This is a genomic window from Rhodospirillaceae bacterium, assembly GCA_028819475.1.
In the GTDB taxonomy this organism is placed as follows: Bacteria; Pseudomonadota; Alphaproteobacteria; order Bin65; family Bin65; genus Bin65.
The window spans coordinates 324,786-347,770 of record JAPPLJ010000030.1 but is presented as its reverse complement, the minus strand read 5'-3'; the positions used below and the strand labels follow the sequence as shown (position 1 = coordinate 347,770).

26 protein-coding genes are annotated in these 22,985 nt (G+C 68.7%); 16 read left to right on the top strand and 10 right to left on the bottom strand.

The features are described from left to right. Positions 1 to 41: 41 nt before the first annotated feature. Together OXM58_09240 and OXM58_09235 are read right to left on the bottom strand one after the other, a co-directional pair. Positions 42 to 440, bottom strand: a complete 399-nt coding sequence (locus OXM58_09240; GenBank protein ID MDE0148546.1) for a type II toxin-antitoxin system VapC family toxin — start codon at positions 438 to 440, stop codon at positions 42 to 44. After that, positions 433 to 738, bottom strand: coding sequence for an AbrB/MazE/SpoVT family DNA-binding domain-containing protein (locus OXM58_09235; GenBank protein ID MDE0148545.1), 306 nt, complete (start codon positions 736 to 738; stop codon positions 433 to 435). Before OXM58_09235 ends, OXM58_09240 begins: the two co-directional genes overlap by 8 nt. A gap of 210 nt (positions 739 to 948) precedes the next feature. Here OXM58_09235 and OXM58_09230 point away from each other — a divergent pair, with 210 nt between their 5' ends. The 3 genes from OXM58_09230 to OXM58_09220 all read left to right on the top strand — a co-directional run bounded on the left by OXM58_09230 (position 949) and on the right by OXM58_09220 (position 3,418). Then, a complete protein-coding gene (locus OXM58_09230) occupies positions 949 to 1,365 on the top strand; it encodes a Fur family transcriptional regulator (protein ID MDE0148544.1) in 417 nt (138 codons plus the stop codon). 192 nt (positions 1,366 to 1,557) lie between these two features. Further along, on the top strand, positions 1,558 to 1,974 hold the full coding sequence (locus OXM58_09225) for a rubrerythrin family protein (protein ID MDE0148543.1): 417 nt from the start codon (positions 1,558 to 1,560) through the stop codon (positions 1,972 to 1,974). A 109-nt stretch (positions 1,975 to 2,083) separates the two neighbouring features. After that, a complete protein-coding gene (locus OXM58_09220) occupies positions 2,084 to 3,418 on the top strand; it encodes a heterodisulfide reductase-related iron-sulfur binding cluster (protein MDE0148542.1) in 1,335 nt (444 codons plus the stop codon). Between the two features lie 110 nt (positions 3,419 to 3,528). Here OXM58_09220 and OXM58_09215 read toward each other — a convergent pair whose 3' ends face one another. Continuing rightward, positions 3,529 to 4,863, bottom strand: coding sequence for an aminotransferase class III-fold pyridoxal phosphate-dependent enzyme (locus tag OXM58_09215; protein ID MDE0148541.1), 1,335 nt, complete (start codon positions 4,861 to 4,863; stop codon positions 3,529 to 3,531). Positions 4,864 to 5,021: 158 nt separating this feature from the next. Here OXM58_09215 and OXM58_09210 point away from each other — a divergent pair, with 158 nt between their 5' ends. The 5 genes from OXM58_09210 (at position 5,022) to OXM58_09190 (ending at position 8,132) form a co-directional block, all read left to right on the top strand. Further along, positions 5,022 to 5,657, top strand: coding sequence for a TetR/AcrR family transcriptional regulator (locus OXM58_09210; protein MDE0148540.1), 636 nt, complete (start codon positions 5,022 to 5,024; stop codon positions 5,655 to 5,657). 120 nt (positions 5,658 to 5,777) lie between these two features. Further along, positions 5,778 to 6,230, top strand: a complete 453-nt coding sequence (locus OXM58_09205; GenBank protein ID MDE0148539.1) for a DUF2852 domain-containing protein — start codon at positions 5,778 to 5,780, stop codon at positions 6,228 to 6,230. Between the two features lie 194 nt (positions 6,231 to 6,424). Continuing rightward, on the top strand, positions 6,425 to 7,357 hold the full coding sequence (locus tag OXM58_09200; GenBank protein MDE0148538.1) for a cation diffusion facilitator family transporter: 933 nt from the start codon (positions 6,425 to 6,427) through the stop codon (positions 7,355 to 7,357). 152 nt (positions 7,358 to 7,509) lie between these two features. Beyond that, the gene (locus OXM58_09195; protein ID MDE0148537.1) at positions 7,510 to 7,743 is read left to right on the top strand and encodes a type II toxin-antitoxin system prevent-host-death family antitoxin; all 234 of its coding nucleotides are present in this window, start codon (positions 7,510 to 7,512) and stop codon (positions 7,741 to 7,743) included. A gap of 2 nt (positions 7,744 to 7,745) precedes the next feature. Further along, complete coding sequence (locus OXM58_09190) at positions 7,746 to 8,132, top strand: type II toxin-antitoxin system VapC family toxin (GenBank protein ID MDE0148536.1); 387 nt, start codon at positions 7,746 to 7,748, stop codon at positions 8,130 to 8,132. Positions 8,133 to 8,198: 66 nt separating this feature from the next. On the opposite strand, the gene OXM58_09185 is transcribed toward OXM58_09190, so the two are convergent. The 5 genes from OXM58_09185 to OXM58_09165 form a co-directional block, all read right to left on the bottom strand. Next, positions 8,199 to 9,410, bottom strand: a complete 1,212-nt coding sequence (locus OXM58_09185) for an MFS transporter (GenBank protein MDE0148535.1) — start codon at positions 9,408 to 9,410, stop codon at positions 8,199 to 8,201. A gap of 48 nt (positions 9,411 to 9,458) precedes the next feature. Beyond that, complete coding sequence (locus tag OXM58_09180; GenBank protein MDE0148534.1) at positions 9,459 to 10,295, bottom strand: fumarylacetoacetate hydrolase family protein; 837 nt, start codon at positions 10,293 to 10,295, stop codon at positions 9,459 to 9,461. Positions 10,296 to 10,396: 101 nt separating this feature from the next. Then, the gene (locus tag OXM58_09175; GenBank protein MDE0148533.1) at positions 10,397 to 10,570 is read right to left on the bottom strand and encodes a zinc-finger domain-containing protein; all 174 of its coding nucleotides are present in this window, start codon (positions 10,568 to 10,570) and stop codon (positions 10,397 to 10,399) included. A gap of 129 nt (positions 10,571 to 10,699) precedes the next feature. Next, positions 10,700 to 11,602: a DMT family transporter gene (locus OXM58_09170; GenBank protein ID MDE0148532.1), complete on the bottom strand. Its 903-nt coding sequence runs from the start codon at positions 11,600 to 11,602 to the stop codon at positions 10,700 to 10,702. Further along, a complete protein-coding gene (locus OXM58_09165; protein MDE0148531.1) occupies positions 11,599 to 13,266 on the bottom strand; it encodes an FAD-dependent oxidoreductase in 1,668 nt (555 codons plus the stop codon). The genes OXM58_09170 and OXM58_09165 overlap by 4 nt, the downstream gene beginning before the upstream one ends. 312 nt (positions 13,267 to 13,578) lie before the next feature. Between OXM58_09165 and OXM58_09160 the strand changes: the two genes are divergently transcribed. Next, positions 13,579 to 15,033, top strand: coding sequence for an ankyrin repeat domain-containing protein (locus tag OXM58_09160; protein ID MDE0148530.1), 1,455 nt, complete (start codon positions 13,579 to 13,581; stop codon positions 15,031 to 15,033). 101 nt (positions 15,034 to 15,134) lie between these two features. Here OXM58_09160 and OXM58_09155 read toward each other — a convergent pair whose 3' ends face one another. Then, complete coding sequence (locus OXM58_09155) at positions 15,135 to 15,596, bottom strand: VOC family protein (GenBank protein MDE0148529.1); 462 nt, start codon at positions 15,594 to 15,596, stop codon at positions 15,135 to 15,137. 188 nt (positions 15,597 to 15,784) lie between these two features. Here OXM58_09155 and OXM58_09150 point away from each other — a divergent pair, with 188 nt between their 5' ends. The 5 genes from OXM58_09150 (at position 15,785) to OXM58_09130 (ending at position 20,856) form a co-directional block, all read left to right on the top strand. Beyond that, positions 15,785 to 16,384: a thermonuclease family protein gene (locus OXM58_09150; GenBank protein ID MDE0148528.1), complete on the top strand. Its 600-nt coding sequence runs from the start codon at positions 15,785 to 15,787 to the stop codon at positions 16,382 to 16,384. Between the two features lie 100 nt (positions 16,385 to 16,484). Continuing rightward, complete coding sequence (locus OXM58_09145) at positions 16,485 to 17,306, top strand: creatininase family protein (GenBank protein MDE0148527.1); 822 nt, start codon at positions 16,485 to 16,487, stop codon at positions 17,304 to 17,306. 235 nt (positions 17,307 to 17,541) lie between these two features. Next, positions 17,542 to 18,549, top strand: coding sequence for a nitronate monooxygenase (locus OXM58_09140; GenBank protein ID MDE0148526.1), 1,008 nt, complete (start codon positions 17,542 to 17,544; stop codon positions 18,547 to 18,549). Positions 18,550 to 18,559: 10 nt separating this feature from the next. Next, entirely contained in the window at positions 18,560 to 19,714 is a 1,155-nt protein-coding gene (gene zapE, locus OXM58_09135) for a cell division protein ZapE (protein MDE0148525.1), read from the top strand. Positions 19,715 to 19,755: 41 nt separating this feature from the next. Next, positions 19,756 to 20,856: an FAD-dependent oxidoreductase gene (locus OXM58_09130; protein MDE0148524.1), complete on the top strand. Its 1,101-nt coding sequence runs from the start codon at positions 19,756 to 19,758 to the stop codon at positions 20,854 to 20,856. An 8-nt stretch (positions 20,857 to 20,864) separates the two neighbouring features. Here OXM58_09130 and OXM58_09125 read toward each other — a convergent pair whose 3' ends face one another. Then, positions 20,865 to 21,491 (bottom strand): flavin reductase family protein, encoded by a 627-nt coding sequence (locus OXM58_09125; GenBank protein ID MDE0148523.1) that lies wholly within the window; start codon positions 21,489 to 21,491, stop codon positions 20,865 to 20,867. Between the two features lie 175 nt (positions 21,492 to 21,666). On the opposite strand from OXM58_09125, the gene OXM58_09120 reads away from it, so the two are divergent. Then, entirely contained in the window at positions 21,667 to 22,458 is a 792-nt protein-coding gene (locus tag OXM58_09120) for a class II aldolase/adducin family protein (GenBank protein MDE0148522.1), read from the top strand. Between the two features lie 51 nt (positions 22,459 to 22,509). Next, positions 22,510 to 22,956 (top strand): GNAT family N-acetyltransferase, encoded by a 447-nt coding sequence (locus OXM58_09115; GenBank protein ID MDE0148521.1) that lies wholly within the window; start codon positions 22,510 to 22,512, stop codon positions 22,954 to 22,956. Positions 22,957 to 22,985: the final 29 nt, after the last annotated feature.

Sequence of the window (22,985 nt, the reverse complement as noted above, 5' to 3'; positions counted from 1 at the left end):
GGCGATGCGCAGGACACCGGGCAAGGATTCGAAGCGGTCGGTCACGCTACAGCTTCGAAACCATCCAGTTTCAGTGCGGTTCTTTCGAAGGTCAGCGTGGTATCCGCGCCCAGACTGCGGTTGAGCCCGGTGACGATTGCGTCGGCAAAGTCGCCGCCCATCCGGAGCCATTGCGTCGCCTCGGCGACGAGGACCGGATCCTGGAAAATAACGGCCGGACTGTTCCCGATCGTCTCGATGCAGTCGGCAATTTCCGCCCTCGAATAACCGTACGACCGGCGCAGGACCCAGGCGAACTCGCACAGCACGACGAGGTTCAGCATCAGGGGCGTTCCGGTATCTGCCGCCCGGCGGACGGCCGTTTCTGCGGCGCGGGTCTGCTCCGGCTCGTCCGCGACGACCAGACGGAGCAGCACATTCGTATCCAGGCCCTTAGTCATCGCCCGCCGCGTCACGTCCCGGCAGCGGCCCCAGCGCCCGTTCGGCGCGCTCGACCGCCGCTCCCGCGATGGCCTCGTTCATCTCCTCCACGCTGATGGCCGGTCCGTCATAGTAGGGCTTAAGCATGCCGACGATGTCGTCGATCGACCGGTTCATCGCCCGCATCTGCGCGCAGCCCTCCTCCCCGATCTCGAAACGCACCTTGTCGCCCGGCTGGAGCTTGAGCGACTCGCGCACATGTTTGGGGATGGTGATCTGGCCTTTGGAAGTGACCTTGGCGGTAAGCAACCGTTCCATATTCCTTACTCTTTCAAAATTCCTTACTTTCTTGGTATTCCTTACAATTTTGAAAAGTAAGGAATGGCGGCGGCATTTCAAGCGACCTGCGGAGCGCTCTGTTGCGGTTTTCGCTTGCGCCGAATCGGGACGGGCTGCCTTTCGCGTCTTGCCGGCGCCGGGCAAATTCAAGATTGATTCTAAACTACGCGATACCATATCATAGGCGTTATGAAAGACCGCCCGTTCGCTCCGATGCTGGAACGCCTGCGCAATGCCGGGCTGCGGCCGACGCGGCAGCGGCTGGCGCTGGCGCGCCTGCTGTTCGAGGGCGGCAACCGCCACGTCACCGCCGAGCAGCTCCATGCCGAGGCGCGGCGCGAGGAGATCCCGGTCTCGCTGGCGACCATCTACAACACGCTCAACCAGTTCCGCAAAGCCGGCCTGCTGCGCGAGGTCGTGGTCGATTCCGGCCGCTCCTGGTTCGATACCAACCTGGAAGACCATCACCATTTCTTCCACGAGGCGACCGGCGCGCTGACCGATTTCGAGGCCGAGGGGCTGGCCGTTGAAGGCGTCCCCCGGGCGCCGGCCGGCACGGAGGTTGCGCGCGTCGAAGTGATCGTGCGCCTGCGCGATGCCGGTTAGATCCGGCGCGGCCTGTCCGTTCGGGGACGGTGTCCGGTCGCCAGGCAGATTAGAACAAATCTAAACTGTTGACTCGGCGCCCGCCCCGGACTAGACAGGCCCCGGCGGCGCAGAATGCGCCCTGTCCAGTAGTCTAAAACTTCCGGGGAACGCTTCCCCGGTAATGCACCGGCCCAGAGAGGAGAGCCATTCATGTCCCTGAAAGACAGCAAAACCGAACAGAATCTCAAGGACGCGTTCGCCGGCGAGAGCCAGGCCAACCGCCGGTACCTGTATTTCGCCCAGAAGGCCGATGTCGAAGGCTACAACGACGTCGCCGCCGTGTTCCGCTCGACTGCCGAGGGCGAGACCGGCCACGCCCACGGCCATCTGGCGTACCTCGAAGAGACCGGCGATCCGGCGACCGGCGAGCCGATCGGCGACACCGAGAACAACCTGAAGGCCGCCATCGCCGGCGAGACCCACGAATATACCGACATGTATCCAGGCATGGCCCGCACCGCCCGCGACGAGGGCTTCGACGAGATCGCCGACTGGTTCGAGACCCTGGCGAAGGCCGAAAGAAGCCACGCCGGCCGCTTCCAGAAGGCGCTCGACGAGATCGCCTGACGCCCTGTCCGGGCCGGGCAGGCGGGGTCGGGCGGTCAGCCGCCCGGTCCCCGCTCCGGCCCGCGCCTTGCGCGCTTCCCGCCAAATCCCGACGTCCGAAACAGGAGCCATGACCGAAGGCAGCCTGGAAGCCCCTGTCCGCCACACCATCCCGTGGCAGGACGAGGCGTGGTATGACGAAGCGGCCCTCGACGCCGAGTTGCGCCGGGTCTTTGACGTCTGTCACGGCTGCCGGCTCTGCTTCAACCTGTGCGATTCCTTTCCGACCCTGTTCGACCTGATCGACGCGGCCGGCGATGCCGAGCTTGAAGGCGTCGACAGCGCGGACTTCCGGAAGGTCGCCGACGGCTGCACGCTCTGCGACATGTGCTTCATGACGAAGTGCCCCTATGTGCCGCCGCACGAGTTCGACGTCGATTTTCCCCATCTCATGCTGCGTTACCGGGCAGTCGAACATCGCGGCGGCAAGCGCGGCTTCCGGGAGCGCCAACTCACCCGGACCGACCGCAACAACCGGCTCGGCCGCGCCGCATCCGGCCTCGCCAATTGGGCGACGCGACGCGGCAACCGGCTGACGCGGCCGGCCCTCGAGGCGGTCGCCGGCGTGCATCGGGACGCTGCCCTGCCGGCATTCGCGCCCCGGACCCTGGAGCAGCGCGCCGCCGCCGAGACGCTGGAGATCAACCGGGATGCGCCGGCGTACGGCCGCAAGGCGGCGATCTACGCGACCTGCTACGGCAACGGCAACAACCCGGAGATCGGCATCGCCCTGCTCAAGGTGCTGGCGCGCAACGGCGTCGAGACGGAGGTCGTCTATCCCGGCTGCTGCGGCATGCCCCAGATCGAGCAGGGCGACCTCAAGGCCGTCGCCGCCGGCGCCGCGCGGACGGCCGCCGCGTTCCGGCCGTGGATCGACCGGGGCTACGCCATCGTGGCGACGGTCTCCTCCTGCGCCCTGATGCTGAAATTCGAATGGCCCCTGATGCTGCCGGACAATGAGGATGTCCGGTTGCTCTCCGAGAACTGCTTCGACGCGGCGCAGTATGTCGTCGACATCGCGAAGACGGAGGGGCTGGCCGAAGGCCTGGAGCCCCTGGACGGCGGCGTGACCCTGCACGTCGCGTGCCACGCCCGGGCGCAGAATATGGGCGTCAAGGCCGCCGAACTGCTGCGCCTGATTCCCGAAACCAAGCCGAAGATCCTGGCCCGCTGTTCGGGCCACGGCGGCTCGTGGGGCGTGATGAAGGACAATTTCGAAACGGGGATGAAGGTCGGCAAACCGGTCATGCGCGACGCCGCCAAGGCCGGAAACCCGTATATCGCTTCCGAATGCCCGCTCGCCGGCGCCCATATCCTGCAGGGCATGGAACGGATCGACGGCGCCGAAGTGCCGGACCGCGCGCCCCACCCGATCGAACTGTTCGCCAAGGCCTACGGATACTAGGCATTTGCGCGCCCGGCCCCGGCCCGGTCCTGGCATGTCTGGCACCAATGTTAATCTCTTTAACATACCGTTCCACCGAAACGCGTGGCCGCCGGCCTGGCAGGGTCCGGTCACTCTGGCGGCGCGATGTCCAGCAGATGGCCGTGGCGGGTCAGGAATCCGTCGACGGCCTCAATCAGTCCGGTACGGTCGGGCCCGGCGATAGCGAGCGAGAGGGTGATGTAGCCGCGCCGGGTCGTGAAGAAGCCCTTGTCGATCAGGTCCAGATGCAGGAGCTGGCGCAGGCGCGGGTCCCTCGGCGCGATATCGCGGATGGAGCGGATCGGCGCACGCTGCAGGTGCAGGTGCATGAGCGAGCCCAGTCCGGTAGCCTGGAACGCCACGCCGTGCCGGGCGGCAAGGTCGTTCAGCGAGGCGCGCAAGGCATCGCCGGCGTCGTTGAGCGCGGCCTGCACCGGCCGGGTAAAGACATTCTCCAGGCCCGCGGCGCCGGCGGCCAGCATGAACACGTTGTTGTTGAAGGTGCCGTGGTGAACGAAGGAATCCGGCCGGGCGGGGTCGTAGACCTTCATGATCTCCGCGGGACCGCCGAACGCGCCGCAGGAGAAGCCGCCGCCGATGAACTTCCCGAGCGTGGTCATGTCCGGAACGATGCCGAGCTGCCCCTGGCGTCCGCCCGGCGCGAGCCGCGAGGTCATCACCTCGTCGAATATCAGCAGGACGTTGCTGGCGCTGCACGCGTCGCGCAACGCCCCGAGAAAATCGGCCGATGCCGGAATTGCGCCGGACGCGCCCTGAAACGGCTCAACCAGGACCGCGGCGAGGCGGTGCGCATTCTTCCGGATCAGGCGCTGCGCCTCTTCCGGATCGTTGTAGGGCGCGATCAGGAAGGGGAAGGGCACGACGATCGGCGCCGCCTCCCGGCCGAAGTAGACGGTGCCGCCATGGTAGCCGCCCTCGAACACCATGATCGAATCCCTGCCGGTCACCGCGCGGGCGGTGACCAGCGCCATCAGGTTGGCCTCGGTGCCGGAGGTGGTGAAGCGTATCCGCTCGATGGACGGAAATCGCGCACACAGCAATTCGGCAAGCCGCGCTTCGTAGGGGCTCGTCGAGCCGTAGGCCATCCCGCGGTCCAGCGCCTCCATCACCGCCGCGCGGATCGCCGGATGCGAGTGGCCGTAGAGGCCGGCGGAGAAGTCTCCGACGAAATCGGTATAGGTATGGCCGTCGACATCGGTCAGCGTTGCGCCGGCCGCGGTCTCGATCGCGAGCGGGAAGGGCGCATAGAACATGCCGGTGCGCGTGTTGCCGCCCGGCAGGCTCTTTCGCGCGCGTTCGTAGTGCGCCCGGCTGGCGGGATTGGCGGTCTCGTAGCGCGCCGTCACCGCGTCAACCGCGCGCTCCAGATCGAGGTTCCGGCCGCCTGTCCCGGGATTTGCCATCACGCCATGCTCCGCCGTCGAACGACCGCCGGACGATAGCCGGCCCGGCGGAGAAGCGGCAAGGCCGGCGGGACGCGGGGCCGGCCGGTCCCGGTTGCTCCCGGAATTTTCCGGTAGCGGGCCTTGGCAAGCGCAACGGTTATGTTAAATATATTAACATGGCAGACTCCAGACAAAAGAGCCGGGCCGGCGGCCTGCGCAAGAGCGGCTACCACCACGGCAACCTGAAGGAAGCGCTGGTCTCTGCGGCGCGCGTGCTGATCCTGGAGAAGGGACCGCACGGCTTTTCGCTGATCGAGGCCGCGCGCCTGGCCGGCGTCAGCCCGGCCGCGCCCTACCGGCATTTCAGGGACCGGGAAGCGCTGCTGGCCGAGGTGGCGCGGCGCGGCTACGCCAAATTCTCCGACAGTCTGGAAACGGCCTGGGCCGGCGGCGATCCGGACCGGCTGACCGCGTTCCGGCGCCTGGGCCACGCCTATCTCGATTTCGCCCTGACCGAACGGGCCTATTACGCCGCCATGTTCGAGGCCGAACTGCCGCCCGACGGCGACCCGGCCTTTCATGACGCGGCCGACCGCGCCTACCGTACTCTTTCCACGGTGACGGAGGGGCTGAAGGGCGACGGTCCGGCCGGCCAGTCCGTGCCGCCGGAAGCGGTGTTCTTCCATATCTGGTCGCTCGCCCACGGCGCGGCGACGCTCGGCCGGAGCGGCGGCGCGCCGGCCCTGTCGCGCCACCGGATGCTCGATCTGGGCGTCGAGATTTACCTGAAAGGCCTGGGCGTCACGGCGTAACGCGGCGTCGGAAAACCGCCCGCAGGATTTTTTCGACGGACTTCTTGTAACCGCGCGTTCGATCCCCATCTATGTAAAGTCGTTTTACATTGACGGCAAAACCAACCGAGGAGGACTTCAATGACCGCAGCATCGATGGCCCGGGAAAATCCCGCCCGCCACAGCCGCGAGTGGACCGGACCCAGCCTGCCGAAACCGGCATGGATTGCGATCATGGTCCTGGGATTCATCGTGTTCTGGCCGATCGGCCTCGCGATTCTGGGTTTCCTGCTGTTCACCGGCCGGCTCGGCAGCTGCGCCGATTCCTGCGACTGGGTGAGCATGAAGAGCAGGATGCGCCGGGGCCCGTCCACGGGCAACGCCGCCTTCGACGAGTATCGCGAGGAAACCCTGCGCCGGCTGGACGAGGAACGCCGCGAGTTCGCCATGTTCATGGACCGTCTGAGGCGCGCCAAGGACCAGGCCGAGTTCGACCAGTTCATGGCCGAACGCAACGGCGGCGGCTTTGCCGGTGGCGGGTCGAACGGCAACGGCAACGGCGACGGCCCGAACGGCAAGCCGGCCGCGTCCTGACCCTTGCGGGCTTCGGCCCGCTTTCCGCTTCCTTCCCTCTCCTCCCAAGCCCGGTCCGGCGCCGACCGGGCTTTTCTTTGCCCGGAAGCGCCCGGAGCCTGCGCCGGGCCGGGCGCGCGGCGCCGGCGCGGCCCGCCCCGGCGGAGCCGGCTGTTGTTGAGGCGGGTCGGCGGCGGGCCTATGTTCTGCCGGCCATGACCGAACCCGCCGACGCCCGCGCTGCCGAAGCCGCCGCCCGGATCCGCCTCAAGAAGCTGGCGACCATCGCATCGGTCGCCGTCGCGACCCTGCTGATCGCGGCCAAGCTCACCGCCTGGCTGATGACGGATTCGGTCGCCGTCCTTTCCGCGCTGGTCGATTCCCTGCTCGACGCCGCTGCCTCCATCGTGACCCTCCTTGCGGTGCGTTACGCGGTCGAGCCGGCCGACCGCGAGCATCGCTTCGGCCACGGCAAGGCGGAGGCGCTCGCCGGCCTCGGCCAGGCCGCCTTCATCTGCGGCTCCGGCGCCCTGCTGTTGATCGAAGCGGTGCGCCGCTTCTTCGATCCCCGGCCGGTCCATGACGAAGCCGTCGGCATCGCGGCGATGGTGTTTTCCGTCGTGCTGACCCTGGCGCTGGTCGCCTTCCAGCGCCACGTCGTGCGACGCACCGGCTCCGTCGCGATCGAGGGCGATTCGCTGCACTACGCCGGCGACCTGGCGCTCAACGGCAGCGTCATCGTCGCGCTCGGCGCCCACGCGATGTGGGGCTGGACCTGGCTCGATCCGCTGTTCGCCGTCGGCATCGTGCTGTGGCTGCTGTGGAACGCACGCAAGGTCGGCATGGCGTCGCTCGACATGCTGCTCGACCGCGAATTGCCGGACGCGGAGCGAGAAGAGATCCGCCGGATCGCGCTGAGCCACCCGGAAGCGCGTTCGCTGCACGACCTGCGTTCGCGCCGTTCGGGCGGCGACACCTTCATCCAGTTTCACCTGGAGATGGACCCGGACATGTCGCTGATGCGCGCCCACACTGTCGCCGACGAGGTCGAAGCCGCCATCATGGAGGCCTTTCCGAGCGCCGAGGTCATCATCCACCAGGACCCGGAAGGCCTGGAAGAGGAACACCCGACCCTGGCGGCGAGTTAGCCCCGACGGAATCGGCGACTGCGGCGCAAACGCGGCAAGCGATCCGGGCCGAATTCGCCGTCTACGTCGTCAGCCGCAATGAAAGCGCGTTGCGCCCGTTGGCAACCTAGCTATATTGTTAGTCATCACGATTCAATTCGGGGAGAAAAGCGATGTCGGTCGTCAACGTTCACGAGGCCAAAACCCACCTGTCCCGCCTGCTGGCGCGGGCTGAGGCGGGCGAAGAAATCGTGATCGCCCGCCGGGGCGAACCCGTGGCGCGTCTCGTCGCTTGCCAACAGCCGGGCAGGCGGCAGCCGGACATCCTCAAGGGCAAAATCGCGATTCCCGAGAGCTTCTTCGATCCGCTGCCGGAAGAGGAACTGGCGGCGTGGGAAGGCCGATAACAGTGCACGCACTGCTGGACACGCATGCTTTTCTCTGGTGGCTTGCGGCCAGCGAGCGCCTTTCGGAGCCGGCGCGGCGCGCAATCGCGGACGACGCGAACGAGTTCACGGTCAGTGCGGCGTCGGCCTGGGAAATCGCGACAAAAGCCCGGATCGACAAGCTCCCCGACGCAATGGATCTTGCGGGCGATATCGCGGGCCATATCGCACGCCAGGGCTTTCAGGAACTGGCAATCAGCGTCGCCGACGCCGAACGCGCCGGTGGTCTGCCAGGTCCGCACCGAGATCCGTTTGATCGAATGCTCATCGCCCAAGCGCTGACATACGACCTGCCGGTGGTATCGGTCGATACGATGTTCGACCGTTACGGCGTCGCACGCTTTTGGTGACATGACCCCTTTCGCCGGTCGGAAGGCCGGCTAAAGTCTCAAGATATCCGTGCGAGCAACCGCCCCTCAGCCCCGCCGCTCCAGCCGGCGCAGCAGCAGGGCGAAACCGATGGCGGCGGCCGCCAGCCCCACGATCAGCCACGGACCCTGCGGCCAGCCGCCGGCAGCGACCAGCATGGCGAACAGCGGCGGCGCGGCGAGTTGGCCGACGTTGGTGCTTTGCTGGATCAGCCCGTTGATGCCCGCGACCCGGTTTCTGTCCGGCGCGTGGCGGGTCACGCTGCCGAAGATCGACGACGGCAGCAGGCCGCCGACGCCGGAGAAGACGAACGCGAAGACCAGGCGCGCCTCGCCGCTGAAGCCGGGCTGGTAGGTCAGCCAGCCGGCAACGCCCATGGTCGTCAGCGCCACGATCATCAACAGCCAGCGCGGCGCCCCGCGATGCCCGAGCCAGCCGCCGGTCAGGTTTCCGGCCGCGTTGGCCCAGATCGCCAGCGCCACCCAGGCCGCCGCGGCGGCCTGCGAATAGCCGTGATGCTCGATGAGGTATTTGGGCAGGAAGCCGAGGATCGGCAGATAGGTCGCGGCATAGAGGCCCATGACCAGCGTGAGCAACCACGGCGCGGCGCGGCGCAACACAACGGCCAGTTCGCGCCATGGCCCCGGCCCGGCGCCGCCCCGTCCCGCCGGATCCGGCGCCCCCCGGGTGGCAGCCCAGAACAGGCCGGCGAACAACCACACCAGGCCGGCGTTGACGAACCAGAGGCCGCGCCAGCCGGCAAGCGCGAGCAGGAGCGGAGTCAGCAGGGTCATGACCGCCATCCCGGTGGGCATGAAGGAGCCCCACATGCCCATGGCGAGACCCTGGTCGGCCGGCCGGCTCGCCCGCAGCATCAGCGCCGGCGCTGAGACCAGGACGGTTATCGACCCCACGCCCTCGACCATGCGCGAGAGCAACAGCAGGGTCAGACCGTCCGAAAGCCCGCCGACGGCCGCGCCGAGCCCGGTCGCCAGAAGCCCTGCGAAGGCGACTCGGCGGATGCCCCAGCGGTCGGCATGAACACCGGCAATCGCGCCGATGGCCGCGGCCAGAGCGTGGAATACGGCCAGCACCCAGCCCGCTTCGACCAGATCGAGACCGAGCTCCCGCTGCAGCGTCGGAATCGCCGCCGGCAGCTTGCCGATCTGGAACGCCACCATGATGCCGGCGAACACGCCGAGCAGGACAACCGTCCAGCGGGTGCGCATCCCGGCGCTCTCGGTCTGCGGCGCCGGCATGGCGGCTCGTTTTCCGGCGGACCGGGATCGCCGGTCCGGGCCGGCGGTCTATTCGTCCCGAACCGGGTTCGAAAGCACGCCGATGCCGGAGATATCGACCTCGACCGTGTCGCCGTCCTTCATGAACAGCGGCGGATTGCGCTTGAAGCCGACGCCGCCGGGCGTGCCGGTGACGATGACGTCGCCCGGTTCGAGGGTCGTGAAGCCGGAAATGTATTCGATCAGCACCGGCACGGTGAAGATCAGCAGGTCGGTCGTGGAGTTCTGCACTTCCTGGCCGTTCACCCGGGTCCGGAGATGCAGGGCCGAGGGATCGGGAATCTCGTCCGCCGTCACCAGCCACGGCCCGAAGCCGCCGGTGCCTTCGAAATTCTTGCCCGGCGTGAACTGGTGGGTGTGGCGCTGCCAGTCGCGGATCGAGCCGTCGTTGTAGCAGCTGTAGCCGGCGACATGGCCGAGCGCGTCAGCCTCGCTGACATGGCGCGCCGCCGAACCGATGACGACGGCCAGCTCGCCCTCATAGTCGAATTTGGTCGAGTTGACCGGCCGGATCATCGGCGCGCCGTGGCCGACCTGGGTGTTGGCCCAGCGGGTGAACAGCACGGGATAGTCGCTGTCGGAGCGGCCGGTTTCCTCGATGTGGGATTTGTAGTTGAGGCCGACACAGATGACCTTGTCCGGGTCGGGAATGACCGGCAGCAGATCGACATCCGCCAGCGCCGCCGAGGGCGCCTGCCCGGCCGCCCGTTGGGCCGCCGCGCCCAGCAGGCCGCCGGCCAGCGCCGCCTTGAGGGTCGGGGCGAGGCCGCCCAGGTCGATCACCGAGTCGCCGTCCACGGCGCCCCAGGTCGGCGTGTCGTTCAGGATGAAGGATGCGAGTTTCATGGGAAGTTCCTGTTTGGGGTCCTGTTCGGTGTTCTGTCGTGCGTCGGAAGGGTGACGCGCGGGGAAGCGATGCGGCGCGGAGGGACGTGAAGCAGGCCGGGCTAGCCGGCGCCGGGCGCCAGCACGAAGCGGCGGTCGCAATAGGGACACTCGACGAAATCGCCGTCGCCCATGTTGAGATAGACTTTCGGATGGCCGAGCGCCCCGCCGCCGCCGTCGCAGGACACGCTGCGCTCGCTCACCTCGATAATCTCGGGGGCGTCGGTGTCTGCCATCGGGCACGGGCCTGTCGGGTTGCGGAAGCCGGGAGCGTACCGCCGGCGAGGAAAGCGGCGACAGCGGAAGCGGGCCGGATATTACCCGACACCGGATGCCGCGCAAGCGGGCAGGAATGCCCTTTCACCCTACGCCTTGCCACTCCCCCGCCCCTTGCGGATGGCGATGACGCCGCCGGCGACGACGAGCGCGGTTCCGGCCGCCGTGAACCAGTCCACGCCCTCGCCCCAGATCAGCCAGCCGAGGGCGGCGGCGAAGAAGACCGAGGTGTAGTCGAGCGGGCTCACCCGGTCGGCCGGGGCAACCAGGCAGCCCCGGGCGAACAGGATGTGGGCGGCAGTCGAGAACAGGCCGAGCATGACGAGCGGCGGCCAGGCTTCGGCCGGCGGCAGCAGGGAAGGGTTGGTAACGAGCGCCGGCCCCGCGGTGATCGCGATGCCGATCAGCGCGAAGTAGACCGCGATGCGCACCGGGCTCTCCTCAGCCGGCATGCGCCAGACGGCGACCGCCGCCAGCCCGCCGAGGGCGCCGGAGGCGACGCCGATCAGCGCGTCGGGCCGGAAGAAATCCGTGCCCGGCTTGAGGATCAGGGCGACGCCGACGAAACCGACCGCGACGGCGAGCAGCACATTGCGGTCGAGGGCGAAGCGGAACAGCAGGAAGCCGAGCAGCGGGACGAAGATCGGCGAGCTGAAATTCAGCAGCACCGCCTCGGCGAGCGGCAGCGCCTTGACCGCGTAGTAGTAGCAGAGCAGCGAGGCCACCACCGCGACCCCGCGCAGCGCCATCAGCCCGCCATGTTCCGGGCGCAGCGACCGGGGCCAGTACCAGAGAATCCACGGTACCAGGATCGCCAGGCTCAGCACGTTGCGCCAGAACAGCACCTCGACACTGGAAAGATGCGCCCCGGCCATCTTGATCGCCATGCCGGCGAGCGCGAACATAAGCCCCGCCGCCGCGACCAGGGCCGCGCCAAGCAGCACGCGGTCCCGCCCTTTCGCGCCGTCCCCTGCACCGCCGGTGTGCATCATCGCCCGCCCGCGCCCCTGACGACATCCACGACGGCCGCTGCGTCGTCGAGGCGGTCGCCCCGCCAGGCCACCGTCTGGTCGGGGCGGATCAGGGCGTAGTCCGCTTCGTAGAGGTCGCGCAGGCCGGGTTCGTCGAGGGCGACGTGCGTGAGCGGCAGGCCGGCGTTGCGGGCCGCGTCCAGCATCGGCGCGGTGCGCGCCGGACCGCCGCCGAATTCGAGCAGGGTGAAGTCGAAGCCGAAGCGGTCGTAGAGCGAAATGCCATCGGCCAGCCAGGCGTGGGGCGGGCGGCCACCGGGGCAGGCGGTCGGGACGTATTCGTTCGGCCGGTCGGGCGGCGGGTTCGTGCCGTCCGGTACGATAACCGGCGAACCGTCGATGCGCGTGCCGAAGGTGATGCCGGGGATGTTGAACTCGCGCCGTCCGTGGTCTTCGAAATAGGCGCCGGCCTCGGCGCGCAGCCGCGCGCCCTCCCGCGATGCCTCCTCCAGCCGCGGGTCGGGCACGAAATTGCCCAGGGAATCGGCGAAGGCGCGGGCATATCCGGTGTTGCGCACCGCCGCCGGCTTGCGCTCCAGTTCGTAGGACTCGAGCAGGCTGGCGCCGCCCCAGCCGTGGATCACGGCGGCCAGCTTCCAGCCGAGGTTGACCGCGTCCTCGACCGCCGTGTTGTAGCCGAGGCCGCCCATCGGCGTGAACAGGTGGGCGGCGTCGCCGGCGAGGAACAGCCGGCCCTCCCGGAACCGCTCGGCGACCAGGGCGAAGCCGGCGGTCCAGGAGGCGCGGAACAGGATGTCGAAACCGATCTCCCTGCCCATGCACTCGGCGAACATGCGCCGGATGTCGCCGTCCGTGAGCGCCGCTTCGTCCTCGCCTGCCAGAAGCTGGGTGTGGAAGACGAACTCGGAAACGCCGTCGAGCGCGATCGTGAAGCTGCGCCGGGCGTGGTGGACGTTGACGTGCATCCAGCCGGGCGGCCCGGTCATCGCCGGCTTGACCGCGTCGCTGCGCAGATGCACGGCATGCATCCGGCCGCCGGCAAAGTTGCGCTGCACCCCGGCCTCGCCCTCGTAGCGCACGTCGAGATGCTTGCGCACGAGGCTGCCGGGGCCGTCGCAGCCGATGAGGTAGCGGGCGGAAGCCTCGAGAGTCTTGCCGTCATGCTCGACCGTCGCCGTGGCCCGTTCGCCGTCGTCATGCACGGCAATGACCTTGTGTTCGTAGTGCAGCGCGACCGGGGGCAGGGCGGCGGCGTGGCGCTGCAGCACCCGCTCGACATACATCTGCGAGACCCGGTGCGGCAGCTCGGCGGCGCTCCACGATCCGGAAAGCTGTTTCGGCAGTTCCGCGGCCTGGCGCGCGGTCGGCAGGCGGAAGCGCGCCAGTTCGTAGCCCCCATAGGTCGTGTAGTAGACGATATCGGTAGGATGGTCGGGCGGCAGGCCGAGCCGGCGGATCTCACCGGCGAAGCCGAGACGCCGGAAATGCTCCATGGTGCGCGCCTGGGTCGCGTTGGCCTGGGGGCTGAAAGAATCCGCCCGGTCGTCGTCGAACAGTGCCACGGAAACGCCGCGCCGCCCGAGCTCGATGGCCAGCATCAGCCCGGCCGGCCCGCCGCCGGCGATGATGACGTCCGTATCGGGCAGGCGCGGGGGCTGCGGCATGGGTCAGCCAGTCCGGTTCGGCCGCCGTTGCCGATTCCCGGAGATCCCGGCCAGAGCGCACCGGTGACGTCCGATACGGCGACTTGAATTCCGGTCGGGGTGAGGCGTTGGCAACCGCTTCATTTCAATACCGCCCGGATATTTCGTCAGGAAAGGCGTTGGCGGGCACACTTCTGAAAACTGCAGGACCAGTCGGGATTAATGCAAGGAACGTATTCTCTTCTGCCCCACATCCGACAATATTGTTAATTGGATTTAACGACCGGGTCGCCTGCGAGCCCGTTCCGGGGCGAACGCCGGAAGGTATTGGCCATGAAGAGCGCGACACGATTGACATCCATTTTCGTTCTCGGACCCGTGGCGGCCGCTCTCGCCGCCATCGCATCGCCGGCCGCCGGTAGCGCGACAGGCTGTGCCGGCTATGCCGATCCCTTGCATCGGGCAAAGTCCTTCTGGGCCCGCGCGGATGCCGAGCAGGTGCGCGCGTGCGTTGTGCAATTCGGCACGGGACCGGGCCGGGATCGCCGGCGCCTGACGCCCTTGCACCTGGCCGCCCTGTTCAGCGGCAACCCGGCGGCCCTCGCGCCTTTGCTGAAGAGCGGCGCCGCTCCCAACACCAGGGCCAAGGGCGGTTTCACCCCGCTCCATCTCGCCGCCCAGTCCAGCCGCAGCGCAGCAGTTGTTGCGACCCTGCTGGACGCGGGCGCCGACCCCGACGCTGCGAACGAGGAAGGCATCGTACCCCTGCACCTGGGCGCCCGGTACAATCGCACCCCGGAGGTTGTCGTCGCGCTGCTGCAGGGCGGCGCCGATCCCGACACAAGGAACAAACAGGGCGCCACACCGCTCATTCTGGCGGTACGATACGACCGCAATCCGGCAATTGTTGCAGCTCTGCTGCAAGGCGGCGCCGATCCCCATGCCAAGACCGAGAAGGGATTTTCCCCGCTGCATCTCGCAGCCCAGTACAGCCGCCAAACCGAGATTGTTGCCGCGCTTCTGAGGGGCGGCGCCGATCCCAACGGCGGGGTAAGAGGCGGGTTCACCCCGTTGCATATCGCCGCTCAGCACAACCGCAACCCGGCAATTTCTGCGGAACTCCTGAAGGGCGGCGCAAGACCCGATGCCAATACCGGGAAGGGTGCGTCGCCCTTGCATCTGGCCGCTATGTTCAGCCGCAATCCGGCCGTTGTCGCGGCACTGGTGAAGGGCGGCGCCGACCCAAACGCGAAAATCAAGGCCGGCGCCACGCCGCTGCATCTGGCGGCTTACCGGAACGGCAACCCTGCCATCGTCACGGCCCTGTTAGATGCCGGCGCCGATCCGACGATGACGTACAAGGGAAAGACGGCATTCGATCTCGGGAAGAACAACAAGAAGCTGGCCGGCAGCGCCGCCTATCGGCAACTCAAGAAAGCCCACGACGCGTCGAATGCGGACCGGCAGGCGGCGCGGCAGAAAGCGGACGCGAAATCGGAACCGACCCGCAAGGAAACGAAATTTTCAGCCGAGGGCGGGCGTTTCAAAACCGGCGCAAATTCAACGGAGATGAAATTTCGGCGCATCCGGATCGGCAACACCGAAATTCACAACATTGTTTGCAAGGTCCAGGCAACACTGAAGTGCGCCGGTACCGCAAACGGCAAGAAAGCGGCGTGCGAATCGTCGAAGCTGAGTCAATCCGAAGTCAAGAAAATGGGGCTCGCTGCGGCCCTGATGTTGCCGACCATGGGGCCGGGCCTTGTGGCGGCTTGCTTCGCCAAGTGAACCGGCAGCCACCGGGGCGCCTGCCGAACCGGGCCGAACGGCCGCGATAACGCAAGGCGAACGCGGCCGCAGTGACGGCCCGATAGTCCGGAGAGCTGCCCCTACCCCTCCGGCGCCATGCCCTTCTTCGCCAGTTCCTCGATCGCCTGGGATGTCTTCTTCAGATGTCCGAGGCCCATGCCGTTCAGGATATGGTCGGCCTTGGTGTACTGGATGTTGGTGTAGGTGGTGAGTTCGACCCGGTTGCCCCAGGGGTCGAGGAAATCGGTAAAGCGGGTGTCGAGCAGTTCGACGCCCATCTCCTTCAGCCGCTCGATGGCGAGCGGCTTGTCGTCCACGGCGATGCCGAAATGCCGGCCCTCGTCCGGCCCCTGGCGGCGGCCGGTCATGAAGTTGATGAACTGGTCGCCAAAATAGATGAAGGCCGCCTTCTCGTTCTGGAAGGTGACGTTCAGATCGAGGAAGCCGCCGTAGAAGTCCAGCGCTTCCTGGATGTTGCCGACCTCGAGCGCGATATGGTTGATGCCGACGGGCCTCGCCCTGGACATTGCGGTGTCTGTCATGCCGTTCTCCGGGTTTCGCAGCGCCGGTTGCCCGATGCCGGCAGGGTCTGGCCCGGAGATGGGGGCTGCCGGCCGCGGGACAAGGGGCGGCGGGGTCGTGCCGGCGGGGTGTGTCGGCAGGGCGGGCGCTAGACAGGCGCCGGTCGGTTCCCTATCGTCCGCCGCGGCATCTTCGGGCAGAGACCGCCATGGAATTCCTTGCCCTTATCATCGTCGGAGTCGTCGTCTATCTGGTCGTCAAGGGCCGGCGCAAACGGCCGCCTGCGGCCCGGCGCGCGCCTCCTGTCTCTGCGCGTGCCGCCCGCGAAACCGGGACGCCCGACACGCCGGGCGGCGGCGCGGACCGGACCGGCGAAAGAAAGCCCCGCACGATTGCCGGCAAAGCCTGGGTTGCGGATGGCGACGGTCTACGGGTGGCAGGAGAGGAAATCCGGCTCGCCGGGATAGACGCGCCGGAACACGAGCAGCCGGCGAAGGGGCCGGACGGCGGCTGGTTCGATCACGGAGCGCGCGTCAAATCGGCTCTCATCCGCAAGGTCGGCGGCAAGCCGGTCCGGGTCGAAGCCGTAGGCACCGACAAGTTCGGCCGCACCCTTGGCGTCGTGACCCATGACGGCCAGGACGTCAACGAATGGCTGGTCCGCTACGGCCACGCCATCGCCGCCTATGACAACCGCTACAGGGGCATCCAGCGCGAAGCCAGGGCGGCGCGGCGCGGCATGTGGGGCTGCGCCATCGCCTATGACCCGCGGGCATGGCGCCACGACGAAATCCGGCGGCTGTTCTGACTCCGCCCTTCCGCCCGGCGGCGGCCATTCCGGGAATTGCCGCCGGCGGCTGCGGCGCATAGAGTGCGCCCCGCTTCCGCCGCCGGACCTGCCGCATCCCATGACCAACCGCTCCCGCTACTGGGCCGACCACACGACCGAGGAATTCGCCGGCTTCGATCCGGCGGCGACGGTGGTTCTGCAGCCGGTCTCGGCGACGGAGCAGCACGGGCCGCACCTGCCGGTCTCGGTCGACCACGATATCTGCACAGCGCTGGTCGAGCGGCTGGTGGCGCGGCTGCCGGTGAAGGTGCCCCTGCTCGTGCTGCCGGCCCTGCCGGTCGGCGTCAGCATCGAGCACGGCGATTTTCCGGGCACACTCAGCCTGTCGGCGGAGACCATGATCGCGGTGCTGATGGAGCTGGCCGGCGGCGTCGCGGCGGCGGGCTTCCGCAAGCTGGCGCTGCTCAACTGCCACGGCGGCAATCCGGCGGTGCTCGACATCGTCGCCCACAAGCTGCGCCGCAAGCACGAATTGCTGGTCTTCCCGCTCAACGGCTACCGTTACTGGCAGGCCGAGAGCCATTTCGGCGTCCACGAGGCGGCCCACGGCATCCATGGCGGCGCGGCCGAGACCTCGATCATGCAGGCGGTCCGGCCCGGCGCGGTGCGGGAAGGCAAGGTGGCGCGCTTCGCCTCGCGCTCCGAGGAGCTGGCGCAGGCCTACGCCCATCTGCGGCCGTTCGGGCGCACCGTCGGCTTCGGCTGGCAGACCCAGGACCTGAACCCCGCCGGCGCCGTTGGCGACGCCACCCTCGCCAGCCCGGAAACCGGCGCCCGCCTGCTCGACGAAGCGACGGAGGTACTGGTCCAGGTCGTCACCGAGATCAGCAGCCTGCCGCCGGATGTGATCGACGGTTGGCGCGAGCCGGTGGGAGAGTAAATGCGGCGGGCACTCGTCTTGCGCGTTGAATTCGGCTTCAATCTGTTCGGCCTGCACTGTAGGGGAGGGTTTCAAACCCTCCCCTACGCCCTGTAGTCGGATTCGGATGGCAGACCGGAGCTGAGGCGCCGGGAGTCGGCAGCGGCATCCCGTTTGACCCTTCGACTGCCCGCAAGAGGAGCCGACGCGACATTCCCTTTGCCATCGCCCGGCAAAAGCCGCTATGCCCGCGGCCATGAGGCTGTCGACCGCGATCACCCGCCTGCTCGGCATCGACCATCCGGTCCTGCTCGCGCCGATGGGCGGGGTTTCGGGCGGCGCGCTGGCCGGGGCGGTTTCGGCGGCCGGCGGGCTCGGCCTGATCGGCGCCGGCTATGCCGATCCGTCGCTCGGCTGGGGCTCGGACGACTGGATTTCGGCCGAGTTCGACAAGGCCGGCAACCGGGCGGTCGGCATCGGCTTCATCACCTGGGCGCTCGACAAGCGGCCGGGCGCGCTCGACGCCGCGCTGGAGCGCCGGCCCGCGGCGGTCATGCTGTCCTTCGGCGACATCGCGCCCTACGCCGCGAAGGTGAAGGACACCGGCGCGGCGCTGATCTGCCAGGTTCAGACCCTGAAGGACGCAAAGGACGTCGCCGCCAAGGGTGCGGACATCGTCGTCGCCCAGGGCACGGAGGCCGGCGGCCACGGCGCGAACCGGGCGACCCTGCCGCTGGTCCCGGCGGTTGCCGACGCGGTCGCGCCCGTCCCGGTCGCGGCGGCGGGCGGCATCGCCGACGGGCGCGGGCTCGCCGCCGCCCTGATGCTGGGCGCCGAAGGCGTGCTGGTCGGCACCCGCTTCTGGGCGACGCAGGAGGCGCTGGGCCATCCGAACCAGAAGGCGTTGATCGAACGGACCGGCGGCGACGACACGCTGCGCACGAAGGCTTTCGACGCGGCGCGCGGCCTGACCTGGCCGGAGCCGTATACCGGGCGGGCCATTCGCAACGCCTTCAGCGACGCGTGGCATAACCGCGACGACGCCTTGCGTGCCGAGGGCGAGCCGATGCGCGAGCGCTTCTTCGCCGCCCAGCGCGGCGGCGACACCGACATGGCGGTTACCTTCGCCGGCGAGGGGCTGGACCTGATCGCCGACCGGCCGGCCGCCGGCGCGCTGGTCGAACGCATGGTGGCCGACGCCGTCGATGCCATCCTCGCCGCGCCGGAGCGGCATGTCCGCGTCGCCGACGAGGCGGAAAGCTGAAACCGCGCCGATGGCCGACGGTCCTGCCGGAACCCCGCCCGCCCGGACGCCGTTGCAGGAGTGGCGCGCCCGGGTCGCCGCCGGGCATCTGAGCCACGATCCGGCCCAGGCGCTGGCGGCGGAGAAACTGACCGGCCTGCACCAGGCAGTCCGCGGTTACGAGCCCGGCGGGGCCGGCTCCTGGTTGGCGCGCTTCGGGCTTGCCAGCAGGAAGGCGCCGGAGCCGCCGCGCGGTCTCTATCTCTACGGCGGTGTCGGGCGCGGCAAGTCCATGCTGATGGACCTGTTCTTCGACGCCGCGCCGGTCGCCCGCAAGCGCCGGGTCCACTTCCACGAATTCATGCTGGAAATCCAGGACCGGCTGCACAAGCGGCGCGGCGAGTCGCGAAAAGGCCGCCGGGTCGACGACCTGCTGCCCGCGGTCGCCGCCGACATCGCCGACGACGCCTGGCTGCTCTGCTTCGACGAGCTGCACGTCGTCAATATCGCCGACGCCATGATCCTCGGCCGCCTGTTCGAGGCACTGTTCGCGCGCGGCGCGATCATGGTCGCCACCTCCAACTGGCCGCCCGACCGGCTCTACGAGGGCGGCTTGCAGCGTCAGCTCTTCCTGCCCTTCATCGACCTGCTCAAGGCGAGGCTGGACGTGCTGCATCTGGAAGCGACGCGGGACTACCGGCTCGCCCGGCTGATGACCATGCAGGTCTGGCGCACGCCGCTCGGGCCGGCGGCGACCCGGGCGCTCGACAGGGATTTCGAAGCGCTGACCGACGGCGCCGAGGCCGCGCCGGCCCGGCTGACCGTCAAGGGGCGGGACGTGCCGGTGCCGCTGGCCGCCCACGGCGTCGCGCGCTTCCCGTTCGACGCGCTGTGCCGCGAGGCGCGCGCCGCCGCCGACTATATCGCCATCGCCGAGGCGTACCGGACCGTGCTGATCGACGGCATCCCGCGCTTCAGGCCCGACGAGAAGAACCCGGTCAAGCGCTTCGCCATCCTGATCGACACACTCTACGAGCGGAAGGTCAAGCTGCTGGCCTCGGCGGCCAGCGCTCCGCAGGACCTCTACCGCGGCACGCATATCGCGATGGAATTCCAGCGCACCGTCTCGCGCCTGATGGAAATGCAGTCGAAGGACTATCTCGAAGCGCGCCAGGATGCGGAGTGAGCGCGGGAAATGATGGCGGGGCCAGAGCGGGGACGGGTCGGGTGAGAGTGCTGATCTGCGGCGGCGGCGTGATCGGCGCCTGCATCGCGTATTTCCTCAGCCTGCGCGGTATCGAGGCGGTCGTGGTCGAGCGCGCGGGCGTCGCCAACGCCGCCTCGGGCAAATCCGGCGGCTTCCTGGCGCGCGACTGGTGCGACGGCACGCCCGCCGCGGCGCTCGCCCGCCGCGGATTCGACCTGCACGCCGAACTGGCGCGAAACGCCTGGCGCGATTGGGGCTACCGGCGCGTCGAAGCGCTGGGCGTCGTCGCCCGCGAAGGGCGGGACGTACGCCGGTTCGGCCGCCTGCCTTCGCCGGACTGGCTCGGCGCGGACAGCGCGGTCCACGGCCGGCTCAGCACCGCCGCGACGACGGCGCAGATCCATCCCGCGGCCTTCACTGAAGCGATGATGGCGGGCGCGGCCGAACGCGGCGCGCGGCTGGTCGAGGGCTGCGTCCAGGGCCTTGCCCTGTCGCCCGACGGCAGGCGGGTGACGGGCGCTATCGTCGACGATGCGGAACTGGCGGCGGACGCGGTGGTCGTCGCCCTGGGGCCCTGGTCGCTGCTGGCCTGCCGCTGGTTGCCGCTGCCCGCCGTCTTCGGCGTCAAGGCGCACAGCCTGATCTTCGACTACGAACCGTCGCCGGAATCGCTGTTCGCCGATGTCGAAACGGAAGGCGGGGATGACGCGCATCCCGAATTCTATCCGCGGCCGGACGGCACGACCTATGTCTGCGGCTCGTCCGGGGACGAAGGCCTGCCCGTCGACCCGGCCGATGTCGCGCCCGAGCCCCACGCGGTTGCGCAGTTGCGCCGCCTGACCGCCTGCGTCTCGCCGGACCTGGCGGGGTCGAAGGTCTTGGCGGAACAGGCCTGCTTCCGGCCGGTCACGGCGGACGGGCTGCCGCTGATCGGGCCGGTGCCGGGCGTCGCCGGCCCGTATGTGGCCACGGGCCACAGCGTCTGGGGCATGCTCAACGGCCCCTCTACCGGCGAGGCGATGGCGGAACTGATCGCGGACGGCGCGGCCACGACGGTCGACCTGCGGCCCTTCGATCCGGCCCGGCTGGAACCGTTCGATCCCGAAGCCCTGCGCGCCTGAACGGCCGCTCAATCCGGCCGCGGCATGGTCCAGACGTCGTCCACGGTGACATAGTCGAGATAGCCGAGCCGGCCGATCGGGCGGACCTTGTCCATGTCGACGAAGCCGCCGGTCAGCACCGCATCGTCGATATGGATGCCCACGACTTCGCCGAATATCACCACGTTCGGACCGTAGCCCTCCCACGCATTGAGCGGCACGCTCCGGAGAAAGCGGCATTCCAGGTGGATCGGCGATTCGGCGACCCGCGGCGGCGCGACGGTCTCGGACGGCGTCTTGGTCAGCCCGGCATGCTCGAACTCGTCGACGCCGGGCGGCACATGCTCGGCGGTGAGGTTCATGGCGTCGCGCAGGTCCCAGGTCGCCATGTTGCAGACGAACTCGCCGGTTGCCTCGGGGTTGGTCCGGGAATCCTTGGGATCGTAGGGCTCGCCCTTGCGGTGCGGCCGCGGGCCGGCGGAAAACATCACCTGCGGCGGCGAATAGCTGACCGCGTTGAAGAAGGAATAGGGCGCGAGGTTGGCCGTGCCGTCGGGCGCCAGGCTGGAGATCCAGCCGATCGGCCGCGGCACGACCAGCGCGTTGAACGGGTTGCGGGGCAGGCCGTGACGCTCGTGGCCGGGCCGGTAGAACATGGCGCCTCCGGGATATGCGTTGGATGCTCGGGCAGGGGTTCGCCGCTGTCCTACAGGAGCGTCGGCGCCTGTGCAAAGCCGGCGCGTCCGTCGGTCGGCCGGGGTGACAACCGACCAAGGAAGCGGCATGTTCTTCCCTCCCGCATGACGCGCCCGAACGGGGAAGGAAACCGCCATGAACGTCGCCACGCTGCCGGCCGGCCGGTCGGACCATCGCCCCGACGCCATCTCCGCCGAAGAGTGGGACGTGCGGGTCCAGCTCGCGGCCTGCTACCGGCTGATCGATCATTTCGGCATGACCGACCTGATCTACAACCACATCACCGCGCGGGTGCCGGGGCCGGAGCACCATTTCCTGATCAACCCGTTCGGCCCGCACTATTCCGAGATCACGGCGTCCAGCCTGGTCAAGGTCGATCTGGACGGCCGGCCGGTCGACGATCCCGCCGCGCGGATCAACCCGGCGGGCTACGTCATCCATGCCTGCATCCACCGGGCGCGGCCGGACCTCAACGCGGTGATCCACACCCACACCCGCGCCGGCATTGCGATCTCCTGCCTGGCGGACGGGCTGATCCCGATGGAGCAGAACGGCTTCCAGTTCCTCGACCGCATCGCCTACCACGACTATGAGGGCATCGCGCTCGACGCGGCCGAGCAGGACCGGCTGATCGCCGACCTGGGCGCGTGCAGCGTGATGATCCTGCGCAACCACGGCCTGCTCGCCTGCGGGGCGAATATCAGCCAAGCCTTCCGGCGCATCTACTATCTGGAGATGGCCTGCAAGATTCAACTCGACGTCATGGCCGGCGGCGCCCCAAATCTGCCCGCCCGGGCGGTGCAGGAACACACCGCCGCCCAGTGGGACAGCGGCGTCGCCGGCAACGGCGGCGCGGCCGACGAGACGCTGGAATGGCCCGCGCTCATGCGCCTGATGGACAGGAAGGATGCAGGGTATCGGACGTGACGAGCCGGTCTCCGGCCGAAGGTCCAGTCGGAGCTGAACGGAGATAACCCCATGACCGACCTCATCATCCGCGCCGCCGTACCGGGGGACCGGGCGGGGTGGGAGCCGCTGTTTCTTGGGTATGGCGACTTCTACAAGGTGCCCATGACCGCCGAGACCCTGGAGACGGTGTGGGGCTGGATCCACGATCCGGGCCATATCGTCGAGGCGCTGGTCGCGGAGCGGGGCGGCGCGCTGGTCGGCCTCGCCCATTACCGCGCCATGCCGAGCCCGCTGCGCGGCATCGAGATCGGCTTCCTCGACGACCTGTTCGTCGATCCGGCGGCGCGCGGCGCGAAGGTCGGCGAGGCGCTGCTGGCGCGGCTGAACGAAATCGCCGCCGCGCGCGGCTGGAGCCGCATCCGCTGGATCACCGGCGACGACAACTACCGCGCCCGCACCCTCTACGACCGAGTCGCCGTCAAGACCGCCTGGAACCTGTACGAGATGACGCCGTAGCGGCGCCCCACCGACCCATACAGCCGGCG

Bases quoted from the DNA above. Each gene is read 5' to 3' on its own strand.
- OXM58_09240 (MDE0148546.1), bottom strand. From the start codon at position 440: ATGACTAAGGGCCTGGATACGAATGTGCTGCTCCGTCTGGTCGTCGCG.
- OXM58_09235 (MDE0148545.1), bottom strand. From the start codon at position 738: ATGGAACGGTTGCTTACCGCCAAGGTCACTTCCAAAGGCCAGATCACC.
- OXM58_09230 (MDE0148544.1), top strand. From the start codon at position 949: ATGAAAGACCGCCCGTTCGCTCCGATGCTGGAACGCCTGCGCAATGCC.
- OXM58_09225 (MDE0148543.1), top strand. From the start codon at position 1,558: ATGTCCCTGAAAGACAGCAAAACCGAACAGAATCTCAAGGACGCGTTC.
- OXM58_09220 (MDE0148542.1), top strand. From the start codon at position 2,084: ATGACCGAAGGCAGCCTGGAAGCCCCTGTCCGCCACACCATCCCGTGG.
- OXM58_09215 (MDE0148541.1), bottom strand. From the start codon at position 4,863: ATGGCAAATCCCGGGACAGGCGGCCGGAACCTCGATCTGGAGCGCGCG.
- OXM58_09210 (MDE0148540.1), top strand. From the start codon at position 5,022: ATGGCAGACTCCAGACAAAAGAGCCGGGCCGGCGGCCTGCGCAAGAGC.
- OXM58_09205 (MDE0148539.1), top strand. From the start codon at position 5,778: ATGACCGCAGCATCGATGGCCCGGGAAAATCCCGCCCGCCACAGCCGC.
- OXM58_09200 (MDE0148538.1), top strand. From the start codon at position 6,425: ATGACCGAACCCGCCGACGCCCGCGCTGCCGAAGCCGCCGCCCGGATC.
- OXM58_09195 (MDE0148537.1), top strand. From the start codon at position 7,510: ATGTCGGTCGTCAACGTTCACGAGGCCAAAACCCACCTGTCCCGCCTG.
- OXM58_09185 (MDE0148535.1), bottom strand. From the start codon at position 9,410: ATGCCGGCGCCGCAGACCGAGAGCGCCGGGATGCGCACCCGCTGGACG.
- OXM58_09180 (MDE0148534.1), bottom strand. From the start codon at position 10,295: ATGAAACTCGCATCCTTCATCCTGAACGACACGCCGACCTGGGGCGCC.
- OXM58_09175 (MDE0148533.1), bottom strand. From the start codon at position 10,570: ATGGCAGACACCGACGCCCCCGAGATTATCGAGGTGAGCGAGCGCAGC.
- OXM58_09170 (MDE0148532.1), bottom strand. From the start codon at position 11,602: ATGATGCACACCGGCGGTGCAGGGGACGGCGCGAAAGGGCGGGACCGC.
- OXM58_09165 (MDE0148531.1), bottom strand. From the start codon at position 13,266: ATGCCGCAGCCCCCGCGCCTGCCCGATACGGACGTCATCATCGCCGGC.
- OXM58_09160 (MDE0148530.1), top strand. From the start codon at position 13,579: ATGAAGAGCGCGACACGATTGACATCCATTTTCGTTCTCGGACCCGTG.
- OXM58_09155 (MDE0148529.1), bottom strand. From the start codon at position 15,596: ATGACAGACACCGCAATGTCCAGGGCGAGGCCCGTCGGCATCAACCAT.
- OXM58_09150 (MDE0148528.1), top strand. From the start codon at position 15,785: ATGGAATTCCTTGCCCTTATCATCGTCGGAGTCGTCGTCTATCTGGTC.
- OXM58_09145 (MDE0148527.1), top strand. From the start codon at position 16,485: ATGACCAACCGCTCCCGCTACTGGGCCGACCACACGACCGAGGAATTC.
- OXM58_09140 (MDE0148526.1), top strand. From the start codon at position 17,542: ATGAGGCTGTCGACCGCGATCACCCGCCTGCTCGGCATCGACCATCCG.
- zapE (MDE0148525.1), top strand. From the start codon at position 18,560: ATGGCCGACGGTCCTGCCGGAACCCCGCCCGCCCGGACGCCGTTGCAG.
- OXM58_09125 (MDE0148523.1), bottom strand. From the start codon at position 21,491: ATGTTCTACCGGCCCGGCCACGAGCGTCACGGCCTGCCCCGCAACCCG.
- OXM58_09120 (MDE0148522.1), top strand. From the start codon at position 21,667: ATGAACGTCGCCACGCTGCCGGCCGGCCGGTCGGACCATCGCCCCGAC.
- OXM58_09115 (MDE0148521.1), top strand. From the start codon at position 22,510: ATGACCGACCTCATCATCCGCGCCGCCGTACCGGGGGACCGGGCGGGG.